18 protein-coding genes and 1 pseudogene (1 of these 19 running past the window's edge) are annotated in these 19,202 nt (G+C 59.2%); 8 read left to right on the top strand and 11 right to left on the bottom strand.

Annotation, left to right across the window (positions count from 1 at the left end; genetic code table 11):
- From thiO to BTN45_RS11780, 5 genes and pseudogenes are all read left to right on the top strand, one after another.
- Positions 1 to 1,003: pseudogene (gene thiO, locus BTN45_RS11800) on the top strand (glycine oxidase ThiO).
- A complete protein-coding gene (gene thiS, locus BTN45_RS11795) occupies positions 972 to 1,169 on the top strand; it encodes a sulfur carrier protein ThiS (protein ID WP_004443639.1) in 198 nt (65 codons plus the stop codon). Before thiO ends, thiS begins: the two are co-directional and overlap by 32 nt.
- A 3-nt stretch (positions 1,170 to 1,172) precedes the next feature.
- Positions 1,173 to 1,946: a thiazole synthase gene (locus BTN45_RS11790; protein ID WP_060942423.1), complete on the top strand. Its 774-nt coding sequence runs from the start codon at positions 1,173 to 1,175 to the stop codon at positions 1,944 to 1,946.
- Positions 1,947 to 2,034: 88 nt separating this feature from the next.
- Positions 2,035 to 3,039, top strand: coding sequence for a P1 family peptidase (locus BTN45_RS11785; RefSeq protein WP_207587970.1), 1,005 nt, complete (start codon positions 2,035 to 2,037; stop codon positions 3,037 to 3,039).
- A 3-nt stretch (positions 3,040 to 3,042) separates the two neighbouring features.
- Positions 3,043 to 3,423, top strand: a complete 381-nt coding sequence (locus BTN45_RS11780) for a winged helix-turn-helix domain-containing protein (RefSeq protein WP_207587968.1) — start codon at positions 3,043 to 3,045, stop codon at positions 3,421 to 3,423.
- On the opposite strand, the gene modC is transcribed toward BTN45_RS11780, so the two are convergent.
- The 4 genes from modC to BTN45_RS11760 all read right to left on the bottom strand — a co-directional run bounded on the left by modC (position 3,407) and on the right by BTN45_RS11760 (position 7,613).
- Positions 3,407 to 4,483: a molybdenum ABC transporter ATP-binding protein gene (gene modC / locus BTN45_RS11775; protein ID WP_207587967.1), complete on the bottom strand. Its 1,077-nt coding sequence runs from the start codon at positions 4,481 to 4,483 to the stop codon at positions 3,407 to 3,409. The two genes, BTN45_RS11780 and modC, sit on opposite strands and share 17 nt — an antisense overlap.
- On the bottom strand, positions 4,480 to 5,187 hold the full coding sequence (gene modB / locus BTN45_RS11770; protein WP_207587959.1) for a molybdate ABC transporter permease subunit: 708 nt from the start codon (positions 5,185 to 5,187) through the stop codon (positions 4,480 to 4,482). Before modB ends, modC begins: the two co-directional genes overlap by 4 nt.
- A 47-nt stretch (positions 5,188 to 5,234) precedes the next feature.
- Positions 5,235 to 6,026 carry a molybdate ABC transporter substrate-binding protein gene (gene modA / locus BTN45_RS11765; RefSeq protein ID WP_207587948.1) on the bottom strand — a complete coding sequence of 264 codons (792 nt, stop codon included), beginning with the start codon at positions 6,024 to 6,026 and terminating at the stop codon, positions 5,235 to 5,237.
- Positions 6,027 to 6,329: 303 nt separating this feature from the next.
- Entirely contained in the window at positions 6,330 to 7,613 is a 1,284-nt protein-coding gene (locus BTN45_RS11760) for an FAD-binding oxidoreductase (protein ID WP_207587939.1), read from the bottom strand.
- Between the two features lie 129 nt (positions 7,614 to 7,742).
- On the opposite strand from BTN45_RS11760, the gene BTN45_RS11755 reads away from it, so the two are divergent.
- The gene (locus tag BTN45_RS11755; protein WP_207587937.1) at positions 7,743 to 8,669 is read left to right on the top strand and encodes a LysR family transcriptional regulator; all 927 of its coding nucleotides are present in this window, start codon (positions 7,743 to 7,745) and stop codon (positions 8,667 to 8,669) included.
- A gap of 102 nt (positions 8,670 to 8,771) precedes the next feature.
- Positions 8,772 to 9,008: an Lrp/AsnC ligand binding domain-containing protein gene (locus BTN45_RS11750; protein ID WP_003521320.1), complete on the top strand. Its 237-nt coding sequence runs from the start codon at positions 8,772 to 8,774 to the stop codon at positions 9,006 to 9,008.
- Positions 9,009 to 9,285: 277 nt separating this feature from the next.
- Here the strand turns inward: BTN45_RS11750 and BTN45_RS11745 are convergent, their stop codons facing one another.
- The 3 genes from BTN45_RS11745 to epmA form a co-directional block, all read right to left on the bottom strand.
- The gene (locus tag BTN45_RS11745) at positions 9,286 to 9,477 is read right to left on the bottom strand and encodes a hypothetical protein (protein WP_003492264.1); all 192 of its coding nucleotides are present in this window, start codon (positions 9,475 to 9,477) and stop codon (positions 9,286 to 9,288) included.
- Positions 9,478 to 9,855: 378 nt separating this feature from the next.
- Positions 9,856 to 10,920, bottom strand: coding sequence for a lysine-2,3-aminomutase-like protein (locus BTN45_RS11740; RefSeq protein ID WP_207587935.1), 1,065 nt, complete (start codon positions 10,918 to 10,920; stop codon positions 9,856 to 9,858).
- Positions 10,917 to 11,981 carry an EF-P lysine aminoacylase EpmA gene (gene epmA, locus BTN45_RS11735; protein ID WP_207587933.1) on the bottom strand — a complete coding sequence of 355 codons (1,065 nt, stop codon included), beginning with the start codon at positions 11,979 to 11,981 and terminating at the stop codon, positions 10,917 to 10,919. The genes BTN45_RS11740 and epmA overlap by 4 nt, the downstream gene beginning before the upstream one ends.
- A 250-nt stretch (positions 11,982 to 12,231) precedes the next feature.
- On the opposite strand from epmA, the gene efp reads away from it, so the two are divergent.
- Positions 12,232 to 12,801: an elongation factor P gene (efp, locus tag BTN45_RS11730; RefSeq protein ID WP_207587931.1), complete on the top strand. Its 570-nt coding sequence runs from the start codon at positions 12,232 to 12,234 to the stop codon at positions 12,799 to 12,801.
- 115 nt (positions 12,802 to 12,916) lie between these two features.
- On the opposite strand, the gene BTN45_RS11725 is transcribed toward efp, so the two are convergent.
- From BTN45_RS11725 to BTN45_RS11710, 4 genes are all read right to left on the bottom strand, one after another.
- On the bottom strand, positions 12,917 to 14,362 hold the full coding sequence (locus BTN45_RS11725; protein ID WP_207587929.1) for an efflux transporter outer membrane subunit: 1,446 nt from the start codon (positions 14,360 to 14,362) through the stop codon (positions 12,917 to 12,919).
- Between the two features lie 149 nt (positions 14,363 to 14,511).
- Positions 14,512 to 17,601, bottom strand: coding sequence for an efflux RND transporter permease subunit (locus tag BTN45_RS11720; RefSeq protein ID WP_207587927.1), 3,090 nt, complete (start codon positions 17,599 to 17,601; stop codon positions 14,512 to 14,514).
- 54 nt (positions 17,602 to 17,655) lie between these two features.
- Entirely contained in the window at positions 17,656 to 18,858 is a 1,203-nt protein-coding gene (locus BTN45_RS11715; RefSeq protein WP_207587924.1) for an efflux RND transporter periplasmic adaptor subunit, read from the bottom strand.
- 198 nt (positions 18,859 to 19,056) lie between these two features.
- On the bottom strand, positions 19,057 to 19,202 hold the final stretch of the coding sequence (locus tag BTN45_RS11710) for a TetR/AcrR family transcriptional regulator (RefSeq protein WP_207587922.1). 514 nt of this gene lie beyond the right edge of the window; the window shows 146 of its 660 coding nt (coding positions 515–660); the start codon falls outside the window, past its right edge — the gene reads right to left on this strand; it ends in the stop codon at positions 19,057 to 19,059.

Below are 19,202 nucleotides of genomic sequence, written 5' to 3'. Positions count from 1 at the left end.
ATGCATGTCCTTGTCAAGGGAACGGGGGTCGCCGGTTTGACGGCGGCCTTCGAACTGGCGCGGAGGGGCGTTGTTGTCGAGGTGTCGGAGCGCAGTGGCGAGCCTTCTCGTGGAGCGTCGTTTTATGCCGGCGGCATGCTAGCGCCCTGGTGCGAGCGCGAAAATGCGGAGGAAGCGGTCCTGACGCTTGGCAAGGTGGCGCTTGACTGGTGGGACGAGGCAACTCCCGGCCTTGTGGTTCGCAATGGCACGCTGGTCGTCGCGCCAGCACGCGACAGGTCAGAGCTTACGCGTTTCGCATCGCGAACCAGCGGTTATCGCTGGGTGGATGAGGGCGAGATCGCCGCTCTGGAGCCCGATCTTGCGGGTCGCTTCCGCTCCGGGCTCTATTTCCCGGGCGAGGGGCATCTCGATCCGCGTCTCGCGCTGAAATCGCTGCATGAGCGGCTTTCTAACACGGGCGTGCGGTTCCACATGGGCATCCCTGTCGATGAACGATTGTTCGACCGGGTGGTGGACTGCACCGGAGCTGCGGCAGTGGGAGAAATTTCCAACCTACGCGGCGTGCGTGGAGAGATGCTCTACCTCGCTACCTCGGAGCTATCCCTCTCCCGTCCCGTCCGGCTGTTGCATCCGCGCATTCCGCTTTACATCGTCCCGCGCGAGTCTGGACGCTTCATGGTGGGCGCCACGATGATCGAGACGGAGGATGCCGGGGCCATTTCCGTCCGTTCGATGATGGAGTTCCTGAATGCCGCCTATGCCGTGCATCCGGCTTTTGCGGAAGCTCGGATCATCGAATCCGGCACGGGTGTGCGTCCTGCTTATCCCGACAATCTCCCCAGGGTCATGCAGGACTGCCGGACCATTTTCATCAACGGCGCGCACCGGCACGGCTTTCTGCTTTCTCCGGCCATGGCGCGGCACGCGGCTGACATCATTCGCCAAACTCTCTCAGAAGGAACAGGATCATGAAACTTCTTGTCAATGGCGACGAGCTTGATCTCGCCGCCGAGACGCTGGCCGGCCTGCTTGCCAGCCTCGAATACGAAGGCGATTGGCTGGCGACGGCGGTGAATGGCGAACTGGTGCATTCGGAAGAGCGCGCCGATTATCAACTGAAGGATTTTGACCGCGTCGAAATTCTCTCACCGATGCAGGGAGGCTGAGGCATGCTGATGCTTTATGGCCGTGAAATCTCGTCCCGTCTTCTCCTTGGTACGGCGCGGTACCCATCCCCCGCCGTGCTCGAGAATGCGGTCCGGGCCAGCAACACGGATATTCTGACGATTTCGCTGCGCCGGGAAATGGCGGGCGGCAGGAAAGGCGGGCAGTTTTTCGAACTGATCCGCGAACTGGATCGAAACGTCCTGCCGAATACGGCTGGCTGCCACACCGCCAAGGAAGCTGTGCTGACGGCAAAGATGGCGCGCGAGGTGTTTCGCACCAACTGGATCAAGCTGGAGGTCATCGGCCATCACGATACGCTGCAGCCCGATGTCTTTGCGCTTGTGGAAGCCGCGAAAATCCTCTGCGACGATGGTTTTGAGGTCTTTCCCTATACGACCGACGATCTGGTCGTCGCCGAGAAGCTGCTGGAGGCGGGCTGCAAGGTTTTGATGCCGTGGTGCGCACCGATTGGTAGCGCCATGGGACCGCTCAATCTGGTGGCGCTGAAATCCATGCGGGCGCGTTTCCCCGACATACCTTTGATTGTTGATGCCGGTATCGGCCGCCCGTCGCATGCAGTCACCGTAATGGAGCTTGGATACGATGCCGTTCTGCTCAACACGGCGGTGGCGGGGGCGCGGGACCCGGCCGGCATGGCCGAAGCTTTTGCTCTGGCGATAGAAGCCGGCCATCAGGCATATATTTCCGGACCGCTGGAGCCGCGGGACATGGCCGTTCCCTCGACGCCCGTGATCGGGACTGCGGTTTTTTCCTGATCGCGGCTCGTCGCCGACCTCAGGCGTGTCACGTTTTGCGTTGACAGTGCCTGATGGTGGCGGGATACCGGGAGAAAAGGGAAAAGGCATGGCGGCACTCACCAATCTTCTGACTGACATAGACGGCGTTTCGGTCGGCAGTGTTACCGATCTTTCCCTTGGCTCCGGTGTTACGGCGATTGTTTTTGAAAAGCCCGCCATTGCCTCAGGTTCTGTTCTGGGCGGTGCGCCTGGCGGGCGTGACACGGTCCTGCTCGACCCGGCGATGACGGTTGAAACCGTGGATGCCTTCGTGCTGTCGGGCGGCTCGGCCTTTGGGCTTGATGCGGCAGGCGGCGTTCAGGCCGGGCTGCGCGAGATCGGCCGCGGCCTTCAGGTCGGTTCCACCCGCGTACCCATCGTGCCGCAGGCGATCCTCATGGATCTTCTGAATGGCGGCGACAAGGACTGGGGTTTGCATTCGCCCTATCGCGACATGGGATATGCGGCTTTCAAGGCGGCGCGTGCGGCGCCCTTCGAACTCGGGACGGTCGGTGCCGGGACGGGAGCAACGACCGCGACCTTCAAGGGAGGGCTGGGGTCGGCAAGTGCTGTCAGTTCCGGCGGATATAAAGTGGCGGCTATTGTCGCCGTCAATGCGCTTGGCTCGGCAACCCTCGGCGCGAGCCGCCATTTCTGGTCGGCTCCGTTTGAGGTGGCGGATGAGTTTGGCGGAAGCGGTTTTCCGCAACGGTTTGAGCCTGAAAATACCGCCTTGCGCCTCAAGGGGGTCAATCTCACGGCAACGACCATCGGTACGGTGGTGACGGATGCCGCACTTACGAAAGCGCAGGCACATCGCCTTTCCATCATGGCGCATGACGGGTTGGCCCGCGCCGTTCTGCCCGCCCATTTGCCGAGTGACGGTGACACCATGTTCGCGGCCGCGACGGGCGAGAAGCCGCTTGAGCGCGGCGTTCATTTCGCCGAACTTTGCCATCTTGCCACCATTGTCATGGCGCGGGCCGTGGCGCGTGGCGTCTATGAGGCGACGGCCTTGCCGGTGGATGGAGCGCAAACGGCCTATCGCGATCTTCATGGACGGAGCCTTTAACCGATGAGTGAGACTCTTCCGCCACTGAAACCTGTCCTTCGCATTGATTTTCCGCCCGGAGAACGCCTCGGCCACGGCAAGATCGAATTGATGGAACTGATTGTCGAGACCGGCTCGATTTCCGCCGCCGGGCGGGCGATGGACATGTCATATCGCCGCGCGTGGCTGTTGGTGGATGCGCTGAACCGTATGTTTCGACAACCGGTTATCGAATCGCAGCGCGGGGGCAAACAGGGCGGCGGGGCGGCGCTGACCGTCTTCGGCACCGAATTGCTGGCGCGTTATCGCGACATGCAAATGCGGATGAACGAAGCCCTACATCAGGATATCGACTGGCTGGAGGCCAACCGCAATCCTGACGCTGCTCTCAATAGGGATCGATAGCCGCTGACTTTATGATTGCATGCACCGGTTTTCCGGGTTCCAGCTGCAACCTTTCGCGAGAGAGGTCTGTGATGCGCGACTGGATGATGTCACCGCCGCAATCCACCTGAACCGTGACCATGGCGTCTTCGCTCATGGAAACGTTTGCGACACGGCCGTTGAGAATGTTGAGCGCGCTCAAGCCTTCAGGTTTTACGGTTGCAAGCATTACATCGCGTGCGGGTATGAGCACGCGCACCGGGCTGCCGCATATTCCGCTTTTTGCCGGAACGTGAAGCAGCATGGTTTTTAGCTTTACGGCGGCAAGCCCATGCCGCTCGTCGAAGCTTTCAATGCGCCCGGAAAGAATGCTGCCCGCCTCGCGCCTTTCGAGATGGGTGCTGAAATCGGGTCTTGCCAGCACTTCGGCGGCTTTTCCCTGCGTTTCCACCGTTCCGTCCTTCATAACAACGATGCGATCGGCCAGACGGGCGACCTCGTGGATCGAGTGGCTGACATAGACAACAGGGATTTTCGTCTCGTCCCGCAGCCGTTCGAGATAGGGAATGATCTCCGCTTTCCGCTGTTCGTCCAGCGAGGCGAGCGGCTCGTCCATCAGCAGCAATCTGGGTGAAGAAAGCAGGGCGCGGCCGATAGCCACACGTTGCTTTTCGCCGCCGGAAAGTTTGTTCGGGCGTCGGTGCAGAAGATGGCCAATGCCGAGCATGTCGACAATATGGTCCCCATCCGTGCCCGTCGTTTTATTCGCAGTGAACCACCTGCCGTAGTTCAGGTTTTGGGCGACGCTGAGATGCGGGAAGAGCCGCGCTTCCTGAAAGACATAACCGAAATGGCGTTTGTGCGCCGGCAGAAACAGTCGTTTTCCGCTGTCGGTCAGCACTTTGCCATCAAGTGAAACCTGTCCATCATCCGGCCGCAGCAGGCCGGCGATGATGCGTATCATTGAGGTTTTGCCGGAGCCCGAGCGCCCGAAAAGCGCGGTCACTCCGCCTTCGGACATGAATGACGCGTCAAGTTCGAAGGCGCCAAGACGGTGGCGGATGGAAACCGAAAGCGTCATTCCATGCTCATCCGTTTGCCGATTACGCGGGCCAGCAATTCCGAGACGAGCAGAGCGAGCATGGAAATCGCAACCGAAACGATTGTAAGCCGCAGCGCACCGGCGTCGCCGCCCGGGACCTGCGTGAAGGTGTAGATGGCGGCGGACAATGTCTGCGTTTCGCCCGGAATGTTTGAAACGAAAGTGATGGTCGCGCCAAATTCGCCCATGGCCTTGGCGAAAGCGAGAATCATGCCGGCGATGATGCCGGGCAGGGTCAGGGGCAGGGTAACGGTGAAGAACACCCAGAGCGGATTGGCCCCCAATGTTCCCGCCGCCTCTTCCAGCTTGCGATCCACCGCTTCGATGGAAAGGCGGATGGAGCGCACCATCAGCGGAAAGGCCATGACAGCGCATGCGAGAGCTGCCCCCGTCCACCGAAAGGAGAAGACGATGCCGAACCAGCTGTCGAGAAATTGTCCGATGGCGCCCCGGCGGCCGAAAAGAACCAGCAGCAGAAAACCGGTTACGACAGGCGGCAGGATAAGCGGCAGGTGGACGATGCCGTTGAGGAGAGACTTGCCCCAGAAGCGGCCGCGCGCCAACGCCAAGGCGATGAGAATGCCGAACGGCAGGCTGGCGAGCATGGCAACGGAGGACACCCACAGGCTGAGCCTGATCGCCGTCCATTCTTCGGGGCTGAGTGTCCACCAATGCAACGCCATATCCCGTAACCGTCATCTCTTGCGGCCCCTGGGCCAGGGAAAGCAGTTTATTTCAAGACCGTAAAGCCCTGTTTTTCGAAGAAGGGCGTTGCCTTTTCGGACTTCAGGAAATTCAGATAGGCTTTTGCCGCCGGCGATTTTGCCTCCGAAAGAATGGCCACGGGATAGATGATCGGCGGATGGCTGTCTTCAGGGAACGTGCCGACGATCTTCACACCGGGATCGGCAGCCGCATCGGTCTGGTAGACGATGCCATAGGGCGCCTCTCCGCGCGAGACGAGCAGCAGGGCGGCACGCACGCTTTCCGCGCCGGCGACCTTTTGTTCGACCGACGACCAGACGCCGAGTTTTTCCAGCGCGGCCTTGCCGTATTTGCCGGCGGGTACGGAATCCACCGCGCCCATGGCCAGGCGGCCGTCACCTACCAGAGCCCCAAGATCAAAGCCCTGCTTGATCTCGACCGGCTTGGCCTTGTCGGCGGGAGCGACGAGAACGATGCGGTTGCCTAGAAGATTGGAGCGGCTGTCAGCGTTGATCAGCTTCTTTTCAGCGACATAATCCATCCATGCAAGGTCGGCGGAAATGAAGATATCCGCTGGTGCGCCCTGCTCGATCTGCTTGGCGAGCGCTGAACTTGCGGCATAAGAAGCCGCCGCTTCATTACCGCTTTCCTTCGCCCACTCGGCGTTGATGCCGTCCAGTGCGTTTTTCATGCTGGCTGCGGCAAACACCGTGACTTTTTCGGCGGCATGGGCCGGAACGGCTGCAAAGGAGGCCGCGAGGCAGAAGAATGTCACTGTGGCGATGGTTTTGAAGAAGCTGCGACGCAAAAGTCTCATGGTGTGATGCCCCGGTACGAGATATTCCTATGAATATATCGATAGGCCTATCGCGCATTCATTATATTTTCAAGGATATATCGAAGGATGACAAAATTCCCGACGCGGGGCCTTTTCCGACCTCAGTTCTCTGCTCGTCACAGGAATGCGTTAGATGAGCGTCTGCGTCACGGGAGTGTCTTTTCAGACCGACTTGCGCTGACTGAAATCCCGTGACAGCGATGGGGATGGCAAGCACACAAGAAACGGCAAAGGTCGTAATCAAATATCGGGCCCAATGTTTCTGTCGGACCGTAAGTCGGATCAAAAACGCTCGCCGGCGAAATGGGCTATCTGTGCACCTGCTTCATAATAGGCTTCCTTCAGAGCCCTGAAGGGCTGCGCTTTTGGTTCCGTTAAAGGCAAAGGCAATTCCGCCTCGGTTATCTCACCGAGAACATGCTGTGCAATGACTTTGCCGAAGGCCGTGCCCGGTGCGATGCCGCGGCCATTATAGCCTGAAAAGCCGACGACATTTTCGGCGAATTTGTGAAAGCGGGGCACGGCATTGTCGGTCATACCGATCTGGCCGTACCATTCACACTCGAACTCGGTATCCCCAAGCTGCGGAAAAAGCCGCTTCAGCGACCGTTTCGCCCAGGCGCGGTGAATGGCGGCACCCGTGCCGCGCAGCGCCCCGACACTGCCGAAGACCAGCCGGCCAGCCTTGTCCATGCGGAAGGATGAGAGAATTTCCTTCGTGTCCCAGCAGCCCTCGCGGCCGGGGAGGATGCTTTTTTGCAGATTGTCGCCGAGAGGTCTGGTCGTGAAGTTGAAATAGGGCAGATAAATCTGTTCATCGCGAACGACCTGCCACGGTCCCGTGCTGTAGGCTTCGGTCGCCACCACGATCCATTTGGCGGTTACCGATCCGTTTGGCGTCTTCACGACCCATTGTCCACCGTTGCGTTCGGTGGCTACCACGGGGGTATCCGTATACAGCCGTGCGCCCGCCTTCTGCGCGGCGGCGGCGAGACCGCGAACATAGGCGAGCGGCTGAATTGTGCCTGCGCGCGTATCCAGAAGTGCGCCGGAATAGGCTGTCGTGCCCGTGCGTCTGGCCGTTTCCTCTGCATCGAGAACACGAACAGGCGCGCCCCTTTCGGCCCATTGTTCGCAGCGTTCGCGGATTTCACGGAGCCCTTTTTCACCAACTGCGCAATGCAGCGTTCCGTTTTTTTCGATCTCGCAGGGAATTGCGTGTTTTTCCACCAGGTCTCGCACGAGAAGTGGCGCATTGCCCAGAAGGCCGAGAAGCCGCTCGCCGTAAGTCTCACCCAGCACGCCAGGCAATTCTTTTGGCATGACCCACATGCCGCCATTGATAAGGCCGACATTGCGCCCCGCGCCGCCGAAGCCGATTTCCCTGGCTTCGAGCAGGACGACATTTATGTCCCGTTCGGCAAGGTGGAGCGTCGCAGATTGCCCGGTGAAACCGCCACCGACGATTACGACATCGGCAGCCACGGAGCCCTTTAAGACAGCTGTTGCGGGTGGCTGCGGCGCGGTCTTTTCCCAGAGGCCGTGCGAGCGGGGGTCATTATACATTGTTCCACCATGTCCGGGCGAGTTCATTTGGTTTTCGTATGAGTGACAAGCCCTTGTTTATAAGACTTTACAAGCCTCGCCGCCTGTTGAATATCGACATATCGTCAAGAGTTCATTCCGTGAGGGAATATGGTCCTGCCGCCCCGCCGTTTTTTGCCGTCGCTTTCGCTTCTTGCGGCATTCGAAGCCGCTTCGCGCACCGGCAGCGTTACCGCGGCTGCGCGGGAGCTCGGCCTGACCCAGGGTGCCGTCAGCCGGCAAATCCTGGCCCTCGAAGAACAGCTCGGGGTGGCGCTGTTCCTTCGCGAGCGACAGACGATCCGGTTGACAAGGGCAGGGGAGGGTTACGGCCGGGAAATACGCGAAGCCCTGCGGCGCATATCGACGGCTTCCCTCAATCTGCGCGCCAATCCGGGTGGCGGCACGCTCAATCTCGGGGTGCTGCCAAGCTTCGGCACACGCTGGCTCGTGCCGCGCCTGCCCGATTTTATCGCACGCCACCCGGGTATTTCCGTCAATCTTCTGACGCGGTCTTCGCTTTTCGATTTCAAGACCGATACGGTCGATGCGGCGATTCATTTCGGCTTGCCGCACTGGCCGGGTACCGAACTTGTTTTCCTGATGCACGAAAAGATGGTTGCCGTATGCAGCCCCGCTTTCAAAACGCGACACCGATTTTCAACGCCTGATGATCTGCTTCATGTTCCGCTACTCCACATGACAACCCGACCCGATGCCTGGGAGCAATGGTTTCGCAGTCACGGCGTGGTATTCGACAACGTACACGGCATGCTTTTCGATCAGTTCACCACCATCGCCGAAGCGGCGAGCGCCGGTCTCGGTGTGTCGCTCATTCCTGCTTTCATGATCGAAGAGGAGTTGCGAAGTGGCCGACTTGTCGCGGCCGTTGCCGGCGAGGCGGAAAGCGAGGAGGCGTATTATCTCGCCTGCATGCCGGATCGCGCCGGTTACGCACCGCTTGAAAGCTTTCGGCGCTGGATCGTTTCCGAGGCAGGAGGTGGAACCGGCGTCGAGGCCGGCGAGTTTTCTGCTTAAACCCTTGCGCGGTCTTGCAAGAACGATGCGGCTCAGCCAATAGTGCGCCGTGATGCGTGGCGCCAGAGCCGTGCCTTGAGAGTTTCAATACGGGAGATGTCCGTGAAGCCCATTTTTGTTCAGCTTCAATGCGAGCCCGGCAAGACCTATGATGTCGCCGACGCCATCTATAAAACCGAACTGGTTTCCGAACTTTATTCCACCAGCGGTGAATATGATCTTCTGCTGAAAATCTATCTTCCGCAGGAAGAGGATATCGGCAAATTCATCAATCAGAACATCGTCAATATTCCGGGCATCGTTCGTTCGCTGACAACGCTGACCTTTACGGCCTTCTGACATCAAACTTGAGAGTCTGCGACGGCGTCTCATTCTGCCCGTTCCGGGAGCCTGTCAGCTCAGCGCCTTGTCGGAACAAGGAAATGTGGGGGGGCTTAGGCGCGTTTGCGAATTTCGCAAAAACCTGCATAGGCAGACCAATTAAAGTGGAAGGCGGTGTCTTGCAGGCAGGACTGTCAGCCAAAGGAAAAGCGCGCCGCCGGCCCACAATGTCGGGTCCGATATGGGGCGCGCTTTCGTTTTGACGGTTTTGTAAGCGGGCGATGGCTTTCGCGCATCAGGCTACCGCGGCCAGGTTCCGATTACGCACGAGGTCGCGAATCGCGATCCGCACATCGTCCGCACTGTCGAACTTCTGCTCGTCCAGATCGTGAACGTGGAACTTCACCGCAATAAACTTCAGCCGGTCGTTGTCCGGGATGACGATGCCGACGGGCTCGCCGGCGAATTCAATAACTTGCTTCTGCATAGATAAACTCCCGCTGTGGCTACTTCTCACAGCATGTTGTCGAACTGATTTTCAGGAAATTGAGACTGTTAAGTCACATTCGACAGCAGCGGGAACACGTGGATTTAAATCCAGCATTCCAAGATTCAAGACCAAGGATTGCGTTGATGCGATTGTATTTTGACATGACACACTCCCTGTATTGGTGTTGATCCGGAATCAGGAGACTCGTTCTCCAGTTCCACACTGATAATCCAGACCAGCACTAAAATCAATGCTGATTGTTATAGGTAGAATATTTTTCTTTATGATGACAGGAGAGGGGCGGAATTGTGAAATTTTTGTTTCCGCTCGGGGTCGGCGTCAAAAGGCCCGGCGCAACGGGCTTTTTTAGCTTTTTTAATCGCGTCCGGATGGCTGCGGCGGATAAATATGATCGTTTCCGTTGAAGTCAGATATTGAAAAACGGCCGTCCCGGGTCTTTTCGGCCGCATTTCCGCCAATGGGCGCCTTGCCGTGGCCGCCGGGTATGTCGAGAACATAGGTCGGCTGGCAGAGACCGGAGATGCGTCCGCGCAAGGCAGACACGATTCGCTGCCCTTCTTCTATCGACAGGCGGAAGTGGCTGGTGCCGGGCGCCAGATCGGGGTGGTGAAGATAATAGGGCTTGATGCGGGTCTCGACGAATGCCCGCATCAGTTCGGCAAGAATCGCCGGATCGTCGTTGACACCTTTTAAAAGCACGGTCTGGCTGACCATGGCGATCCCCGCATCAATGAGGCGTGCCGAGGCTAGTCTTGCGGCGTCGCCGAGTTCCCGCGCGTGATTCGCATGCAGGGCAACATAAGTCGTCTTGCCGCTGGATTTCAGCGCGTCGATCATCGCTTCATCGATGCGATCGGGATCGACTACGGGCACGCGGGTGTGGAATCGGACGATCTTCAGATGCGATATGTCTTTCAGTCGTTGCATCAGATCGAAAAGTCGCCGCGGGGAGAGCACCAGTGGATCGCCGCCGGTGAGGATGACCTCCCAGATCGCCGGGTTCGCCTTTATATAGTCGAATGCGGCGTCCAGCTGCTGCGGGCTCATCATGCCATTACCCTGCGGACCGACCATTTCACGGCGAAAACAGAAACGGCAATAAACAGGGCATATATGCACCGCCTTTAAAAGAACCCGGTCCGGATAACGGTGAACGATGCCATGCACGGGGCTATGGGCGTCATCGCCTATCGGATCCTCCCGCTCTTCGGCAAGATGGATAAGCTCGGCCGCATCCGGCACGAACTGCCGGGCGATGGGATCGTTCGGATCGCCGATGTCGATCAGTTCGGCAACCGCTGGCGTGATAGCCAGTGCGTAACGCTGCGTGACCGGCCGCAGGCTGTCGAGTGCGCCGGCTTCGATCAGCCCTGCTTCCAGCAGTGCCTCCGGTGTCTTGATGGTCTCAGAGCCTGTCATCGTCCGTATTCCACAACCGGGGCCCACATGACGAGATCGATGCGGGGTGCGCCTGTGGCCAGCATCACCAGCCGGTCGAAACCCAGAGCTATGCCGCTTGCCGGCGGCATGATGGCGAGCGCAGCCAGAAAATCCTCGTCCAGCGGATAAGTCTCGCCATAGACACGCTGCTTTTCCGCCATCTCCGTTTCAAAACGCCGCCTCTGCTCGGCAGCGTCGGTCAATTCACCGAAGGCATTGGCAAGTTCCACGCCGCAGGCATAAAGCTCGAAACGTTCCGCCACGCGCGCATCCCTCGGGGATCTGCGGGCGAGGGCTGCTTCGCTTGTCGGATATTCATCGAGAATTGTCGCGCGTCCGAAGCCAAGTTCCGGCTCGACCCGTTCGACGATGACACGGCTGAACATATCCGCCCAGGTATCATCCTCGGCCACCCGGATGTCGGCACTGGCGAGGCTTGCGGCAAGGTGCTGGCTGTCGGTCTCGCCGTCTCCGCTGATTGTGGCCAGAAGGTCGATTCCGGCATAGCGTTCGAAGGCCTCAGCGACACTCAGGCGTTCGGGCTCGAGAAAGGGATCAACGCTGCGCCCGCGATAGGAAAAATGTTTCGTGCCCGTGGTTTCGGCCGCGAGAGCGAGAAGACTGGCGCTGTCCTTCATCAGGCTCTCATAGGTTTCGCCTGCGCGATACCATTCCAGCATGGTGAATTCGGGGTGGTGCAGCGGGCCCCGCTCCCGGTTCCTGTAGACATGGGCGAAACAGGAGATGCGTTTTTCACCCGCCGCAAGCAGCTTCTTGCAGGCGAATTCCGGAGACGTGTGAAGATAAAGCGGCACGGCGTCGCCGCCCGGCGTCACGCCTTCAGTGGCAAATGCGTGGAGGTGTGCCTCGTTGCCTGGCGAGATCTGCAGCGTGGCGGTATCGACCTCCAGAAAATCGGCGCGGGCGAAATAGCCGCGAAAGGCCGACTGGACGGCGTTGCGGCCAAGCAGGAAGGCGCGACGGTCGGCATGGACGTCGGGCGTCCACCATGGCGACATTGTTTCGTTGCTTGCGCGCATCGTTCTTCGTTTCCGTCTTCTGTCCCGCCCCGGATTGCGGATAAACAGGCTGCAAAACACCTGGTTGCGTTATTTAAAGCGGTTCCGGGGCGAAAACCGCTAGGTACTCTTCCGCGAATTGCTGTAGAAGGCTGGCAATCCGTGCGGATTTAAGGTAGTTGCGCCCCAGAAAAAAGACAAAACGTCTGCCGGGGCTGGTGCTGCCGCGCAGTCCTTTACGACGCATTTCATCGAGTTACAAGGAAGTCATATGGTCAAGGTTATCGCCTCATCCGTCCGCAAGGGCAATGTTCTCGACGTGGACGGCAAGCTTTACGTCGTTCTCACCGCGCAGAACTTTCATCCCGGCAAGGGCACGCCGGTCACGCAGGTGGACATGCGCCGCATCGTTGATGGCGTGAAGGTCTCCGAGCGCTGGCGCACCACCGAGCAGGTCGAGCGTGCTTTCGTCGAAGACCTGAACTTCCAGTTTCTCTATGAAGATGGCGAAGGCTTCCACTTCATGAACCCTGAGAATTATGATCAGGTCGTGGTGGATGTGGAGACGATGGGTGAACAGAAGGCCTATCTTCAGGAAGGCATGACCTGCGTTCTTTCCATCCACGAAGGCAATCCGCTGGCTGTCGAACTGCCGCGCCACGTCACGCTTGAGATCACGGAAACCGAGCCGGTCGTAAAGGGCCAGACGGCGTCTTCTTCTTACAAGCCCGCCATTCTTTCCAACGGTATCCGCACCATGGTGCCGCCGCATATCGATGCCGGCATTCGCGTGGTCATCGCGACGGAAGACAATTCCTACGTCGAGCGTGCCAAGAACTGATTCTGGCAATTGAGTAGACAAAAAGCACCGGTTCCCGGTGCTTTTTTATTCCATGCTGCGAATAACAAAAAGCCCGCGTCTCGACGCGGGCTTTTTTGTCTTTTCGGGCTGTTGATTACATGCCCTTGGCCGCCGTAACGGTCGGGCCTGCCGGCTTCTTCGGCGCGGTCGTCTGGCCAAAGGCATAACCGCCGCCCAACGCCACGTTCAGCGACACATAGTCCTGCGCGGTCTGCTGGATCGCCGTGGCAAGGCTTGCCTGTGCGGTGGAAACCTGACGCTGCGCATCGAGAACGTCAAGCAGCGAAGATGCACCGTCGCGGTAGCTGGCGGTCGAGAGCTGCAACGCTTCCTGGTAGGAAGCGACCGTCTTGCGCAATGCGTCGGCGGTGCGCTGGTCGCGATTGACTGCGGCCAGGGCGTTTTCAACCTCTTCGACGGCGTTGAGGACCGTCTGCTTCCATGCGAGATATTCTTCGCGCGCCTGCGAGTTGGCGAGGTCGATATTGGCGCGAATGCTGCCGCCATCGAGGATCGGAAGAACAAGGCTCGGGCCGAAGGACCAGCTGTTTGCCGTACCTCTGTTGCCGCCGCTGACGAAGTTGTAGCTCGGGGTGATGGCGCCGCCGAGTTCAATGCTCGGATAAAGCTGCGATTCGGCAACGCCGATCTTTGCCACGGCTGCCGCAAGTTCGCGCTCGGCGACGCGGATATCCGGACGGTTGCGAATGAGGTCTGCCGGAATGCCAGTGCGTGGTACACTGCGGGCCACGGGCTGGCGCGCGCCCTTCTGCAACTCGGCGATCAGCGACGAGGCGGGCAGGCCGAGCAGCGTGGCGATGCGGTGCGCCGCCTTGCGGAAGTTGGTTTCGAGGCCCGGTATGTCGGACAGGGTGGAGTTGACCAGACCTTCGGACTGGACAACGTCGAGCCGCGAAGCCGCACCGGCTTCAAGCTGAAGCTTGGTCAGATCCAGTGTTTCGCGGCGGGAAGCCAGGTTTTGGCGGGCGATCGCCAGACGCTCCTGATAATAGCGTACATCGATGTAAGCCGAGGCAACCGAGGAAATCAGCGTCAGGCGCTGAACGTCGACGCTTGAATAAGCCGCATCGAGCGATGCATTGGCGCTTTCCGTGGCGCGACGGTAGCGGCCGAAGAGATCGAGCAGCCAGGAAACGCTGAGGCTGCCGGAAGAGACGTTGGTGACAGGAACGTCGCGGTAGCTGCCCTTCGTCTCGCTGGTCGTGTGGCTGCCATTGGCGGTCAGGCTGGGCAGGCCGCCTGCGCCGGCTGAAATCACGTTGGCTTCCGCCTGGTTGATACGCTCGATGGCCTGCATCACCGTCAGGTTCTGCTTCAGGCCGGTAGCAACGTAACCGTTCAGGCGGCTGTCATTGAAGGCTGTCCACCACGCAACGGTGCTGATGTCGCCGTTACTGGTTTTTCCGGCTTCCGCAAACTTTCCCGGCAATTGGATTTCCGGTGTCTTGTGGTCGGGTCCGACAACGCAGCCTGAGAGCAGCAGCATTGTCAGGGGAAGAGTAGCGCGAATAGACAGCATATAATTTTCCCAATTCTCTGGTTGGCTTACCGAGCGCGGCTTGGTGAAAAATGGGCTGCGCGGTCGATCTGCCGTAGAAACGTGCAATTGCCAAATCGGCAACATTTCTAGCAGCGTATTAACGGTTGGCACAGCCCATTTTTGTTTTGTTAACGCCTTGAAAGGCGACGAATGATGACGAAAAAGGACGGAACGAAGAAAATTCCGAGCAGTGTTGCAGAAAGCATACCACCCAACACTCCAATCCCGATTGCATTTTGGGCGGCTGAACCCGCACCGGTTGCGATTGCGAGAGGCACAACACCGAGGATGAAGGCCAGCGATGTCATGATGATCGGCCGCAGGCGCAGCTTCGCGGCCTCCAGTGTCGCTTCCATGAGACTCAGCCCGTGCTCCTGTCTCTCCTTGGCGAATTCGACGATCAGGATCGCATTCTTTGCCGCGAGGCCGATGGTCGTCAGCAGGCCCACCTTGAAGTAGACGTCGTTCGACTGGCCGAAGAAATGCGCCGCGGCCAAGGCGCCGAGGACACCCACCGGCACGGCCATGATGACGGAGAAGGGGATGGACCAGCTTTCATAAAGGGCGGCAAGGCAAAGGAACACGATCAGCACCGAGAGCGCATAGAGCATCGGCGCCTGTGAGCCGGAAAGGCGTTCCTGATAGGAGATGCCCTGCCACGCGACCGTGTAACCGCCCGGCAGGCTCGCCGTCAGCCGTTCCATTTCGTCCATGGCATCACCGGAGGCTACGCCGGCGCCGGCAGTGCCTTCGAGCGAGATGGCGCCCGTGCCGTTAAAGCGCGCCAGAGACGGAGGAGCGTTGATCCATTTCACCTCGCTGAAGGAGGAGAATGGCACCATCTCGCCGCTGGTGTTGCGGGCATACCAGAACTTGAGATCGTCCGGCTGCATGCGGTAAGGCGCGTCGCCCTGGACATAGACTGGCTTGAGTTCACCGTTGAGGGTGAAGTCATTGACGTCACGGCCGGCGAAGATCGTCGACAGCATCAGATTGACAGAGGAAAGATCGACACCCATTGCCCCCATCTTCTCCTTATCGAGGATGATCTTCATCTGGGTTTCGTTGTCCTGGCTGTCGCTTCGAAGCGAGCTGATCTTCGGATTGCCGGTGGCAAGCGCAATCAGTTCCTTGGACGAAGCGGTCAGGGCATCGGTGCCGTTGCGGCCGCTATCCACGAGATACATCGAGAAGCCGCTCGATGTACCCATGCCCTGAATGGCCGGCGGCAGAAGCGGGAAGACCTGGGCATCGCGGAAACCGAAGAAGGTGCCCATGGCGCGCTGGACGATGGCGCCCGCGTGCTGGTCGGGTGCGGTTCGCTCGGCGAAATCCTTGAGTTTGGTGAAGACGATGGCGTTGTTCTGGCCCGAACCACTGAAGCTGAAGCCGAGAACGCCGAAAACCGATTCGACATTGGCGGCTTCCTTTTCGCGGAAGTAGTTTTCAACCTGCTTCACCACCTCATTGGTTCGCTCGATATTCGAACCGGTCGGCGTCTGGATGATGGTCAGGAGCACGCCCTGGTCTTCCTGCGGCAGGAACGAGCTGGGGAGCTTGCTGAAGAACCAGACGCAGCCACCGATGACGATTGCGAAGATGATCATGACGCGCAGGGGCCGCTTCAGCAGATAACCGATGGAGGACACGTAGCCGTCCGTCGTCTTGCCGAAGCCGCGGTTGAACCACGCGCCCGGCCCGCGCTGCTTCTTGTGATGGTCGATCGGCTTCAGCATGGTGGCGCAGAGCGCCGGCGTCAGCACGATGGCGACTACGGCCGAAAGCAGCATGGCCGAAACGATGGTGATCGAGAACTGGCGGTAGATGATGCCCGTCGATCCGCCGAAGAAGGCCATCGGAATGAACACGGCGGTGAGCACAAGCGCGATACCGATGATGGCTCCGGTGATCTCACCCATCGACTTCTCGGTGGCCTCGACGGGCGACAAACCCTCCTCCGACATGATTCGTTCGACGTTTTCGACAACGACGATGGCGTCATCAACGAGCAGACCGATGGCCAGAACCATGGCGAACATGGTGAGCGTATTGATGGAATACCCGGTGAGCGCGAGAACGCCGAAGGTGCCGAGAAGCACGACCGGCACGGCGATCATCGGAATAAAGGTGGCTCTGAGGTTCTGCAGGAACACCAGAAGCACGACGAAGACGAGGATGATCGCCTCGATCAGCGTATGCACCACCTTTTCGATCGACAGTTTCACGAACGGCGTCGTGTCATAGGGATATTCGATCGCGACGCCTTCAGGCAGCGAACCTTCGACGTTGGTCAGGGCAGCTTTTACACGCGCCGCCGTGTCGAGCGCGTTGGCACCCGTGGCAAGGTTGACGGCGAAACCGGCCGAAGGACGGCCATTGGAGCGGGAATCGCCGCCATAGGTTTCCTGGCCGATTTCAATACGGGCAACATCGCTGAGGCGGACGGTTGCGCCATCCTTTTCGACTTTCAGGATGACCGATTCGAAGTCGGCGACAGTGGTGAGCTGGCTCTGCGCCGTCACCGTCACGTTGAGCTGCTGACCCTTGACGGCGGGAACGGCACCGAGCGAACCGACCGAAACCTGGGTGTTCTGGCTTTCGATGGCGCCGGTGACGTCTGCGGTGGTCAGCTGGTATTTGTTGAGCTTGAAGGGATCCAGCCAGATACGCATCGCATATTCGGAGCCGAATACATTGATGCTGCCCACGCCTTCCAGGCGCTTGATCTGGTCTTCGACACGCGAGGAGAAGACGTCGCCGAGATCGGCCGAATTGCGCTTGCCGTCGGTGGAGATCAGTGCACCAACCATGAGGATGCTCGATGTCGAGCGGCTGACCTGGATACCCCGCTGCTGCACGGTATCGGGCAATTGCGACTGGACAAGCTGCAGCTTGTTCTGCACCTGAACCTGCGCGATGTCAGGCAGGATGCTGTTACCGAATGTCAGCGTCACTTCGGAACTGCCGGTCGAGGACGACGAGGTCATATAGGTGAGGTCATCAAGGCCGGTCATGCCGTCCTCGATGATGGTTGTCACCGATTTTTCCACGGTCTCGGCGCTGGCGCCATTGTAGGTCGCGCTGACGCGGACCGTTGTCGGTGCAATGTCGGGATATTGCGAAATGGAAAGAGTCCAGATCGCAAGGGCGCCGCCCAGCATGATGACGATGGCGATAACCCATGCAAAAACGGGGCGCCTGATGAAGAAATGGGCCATGGCAGTCCTTGCCTTACCTTTTACGAGCTTCGACCGGAGGTCTCGCGCTCATGCTTATTTCGAAGGCGCGGCGGCAGGCTGAGCCTGCTGCGGCACAACGACGATACCCCGATCGTCAATGGTCACTTCCACCGGCGCCACGGTTGCGCCGTCCGCGATCCACTGGAAGCCGTCGACAATGAGCTTGTCGCCATCCTTGACGTTTTCCGTCACCAGCCAGGCGTTGCCCGACTGCTGGCTGGAAGGGAAGGTGCGGGTTTCCACCTTGTTTTCCGCCGTCACGAATTTTGCCGTCAGCTCGCCATTGGCGTTGCGGCTCGCCGCGCGCTGCGGGATACGGAAGCCCTTTTCCTTGCCGATGGTGAGCGTGGCGCGAACATAGGTGCCGGGAAGCAGGAGATCGTCCGGATTATCGAAGAGGGCGCGGATGGAGAAAGTGCCTGTCGTTTCGCTCACCGCCATGTCAGACATGTCGATCTTGCCGTCATGCTTATATTCGGTGCCATCTTCCAGTGTCAGATGAATGCCGGTCTCTTTCGTGTCGCCACCAAGCTGACCGGACGATATCGCCTTTTTCAGACGCAGGAGATTGGTGCTGGATTCCATCAGGTCGATGTAAATCGGATCGATGCGACGAAGCGTCGTCAAAGCGGTCGTCTGGTTCGCGGTCACCACGTTGCCGATGCTGAAGGCCGTTGCGCTGGTAATGCCGTCGAAGGGTGCACGGACCTTCGTGAGATCGAGATTGATCTCCGCCGTTTCCAGCGCCGCCTTGGTCTGGGCCACATCGGCCTGCGCCTGCAGCAGCGTCACCTTGGCGTTTTCATATTCGATCTGCGTCGCGCCGCTGTTGACCAGCCGCTCGTAGCGCGCAAGGTTGGCCTCGGCGCTCGGAATGCTTGCTTCGGCCTTCGCGACGTTGGCCTTGGCCTGCGCCACTTCCGCCAGATAGGTATTGTCCTCGATCTGGTAGAGAACGTCGCCCTGCTTCACCTCGCTGCCTTCCTTGAAGGGGATTTCACGGATGATGCCGGTGACGCGCGGCCGGATTTCAGCCGTCTGGAACGCGCTGGCGCGGCCCGGCAGAACAGTGGTCAACGGATATTCGCTGGTCTTCATCAAAATGACGCTGACCGGAGACGGCGGACGCGCTGCGCCCTGGGCGGCGTTCTGGCTGCTTTCGCCGCCATCGCTGCAGCCCGCCAGAATCGCGGTCACACACAGAGAAGCAAGTAGGGGTAAAATACGTCGGCTCATTGTTCTTCCCTGCGTATCGATCGCATTCAACTATAAGCGCAATGTCGCTCGGCGGATGCGCGTCCGGAAACAGACAAGACAGGCGAAGGCCTTGGAAGGGACCCGATTCGCTTATTCTGTCCGGACCGCATGCGCATAGAAGCGCAGGCTTTTGCGCTTCGCAAGCAACTGCGAGAAGGTGACGTAAATTGGGAATCGTCACTTAGCAAGCGGATTGCGCAATCCCGCATCGACTAAATCGATGAGTTGATCGCAACGTGTTGCCAAATTGCCGATATCTTCCCGCGCAATTAGGACGGGATGAATGACGCTGGTCAGCGCATGGAGCACGGTTTCCGCTAGAG

The organism is Rhizobium sp. ZX09, from assembly GCF_017357485.1.
Taxonomy (GTDB): domain Bacteria; phylum Pseudomonadota; class Alphaproteobacteria; order Rhizobiales; family Rhizobiaceae; genus Agrobacterium; species Agrobacterium pusense.
Note: the sequence above shows the minus strand (reverse complement) of the source record. Positions and strands in the feature narration are given on the sequence as shown.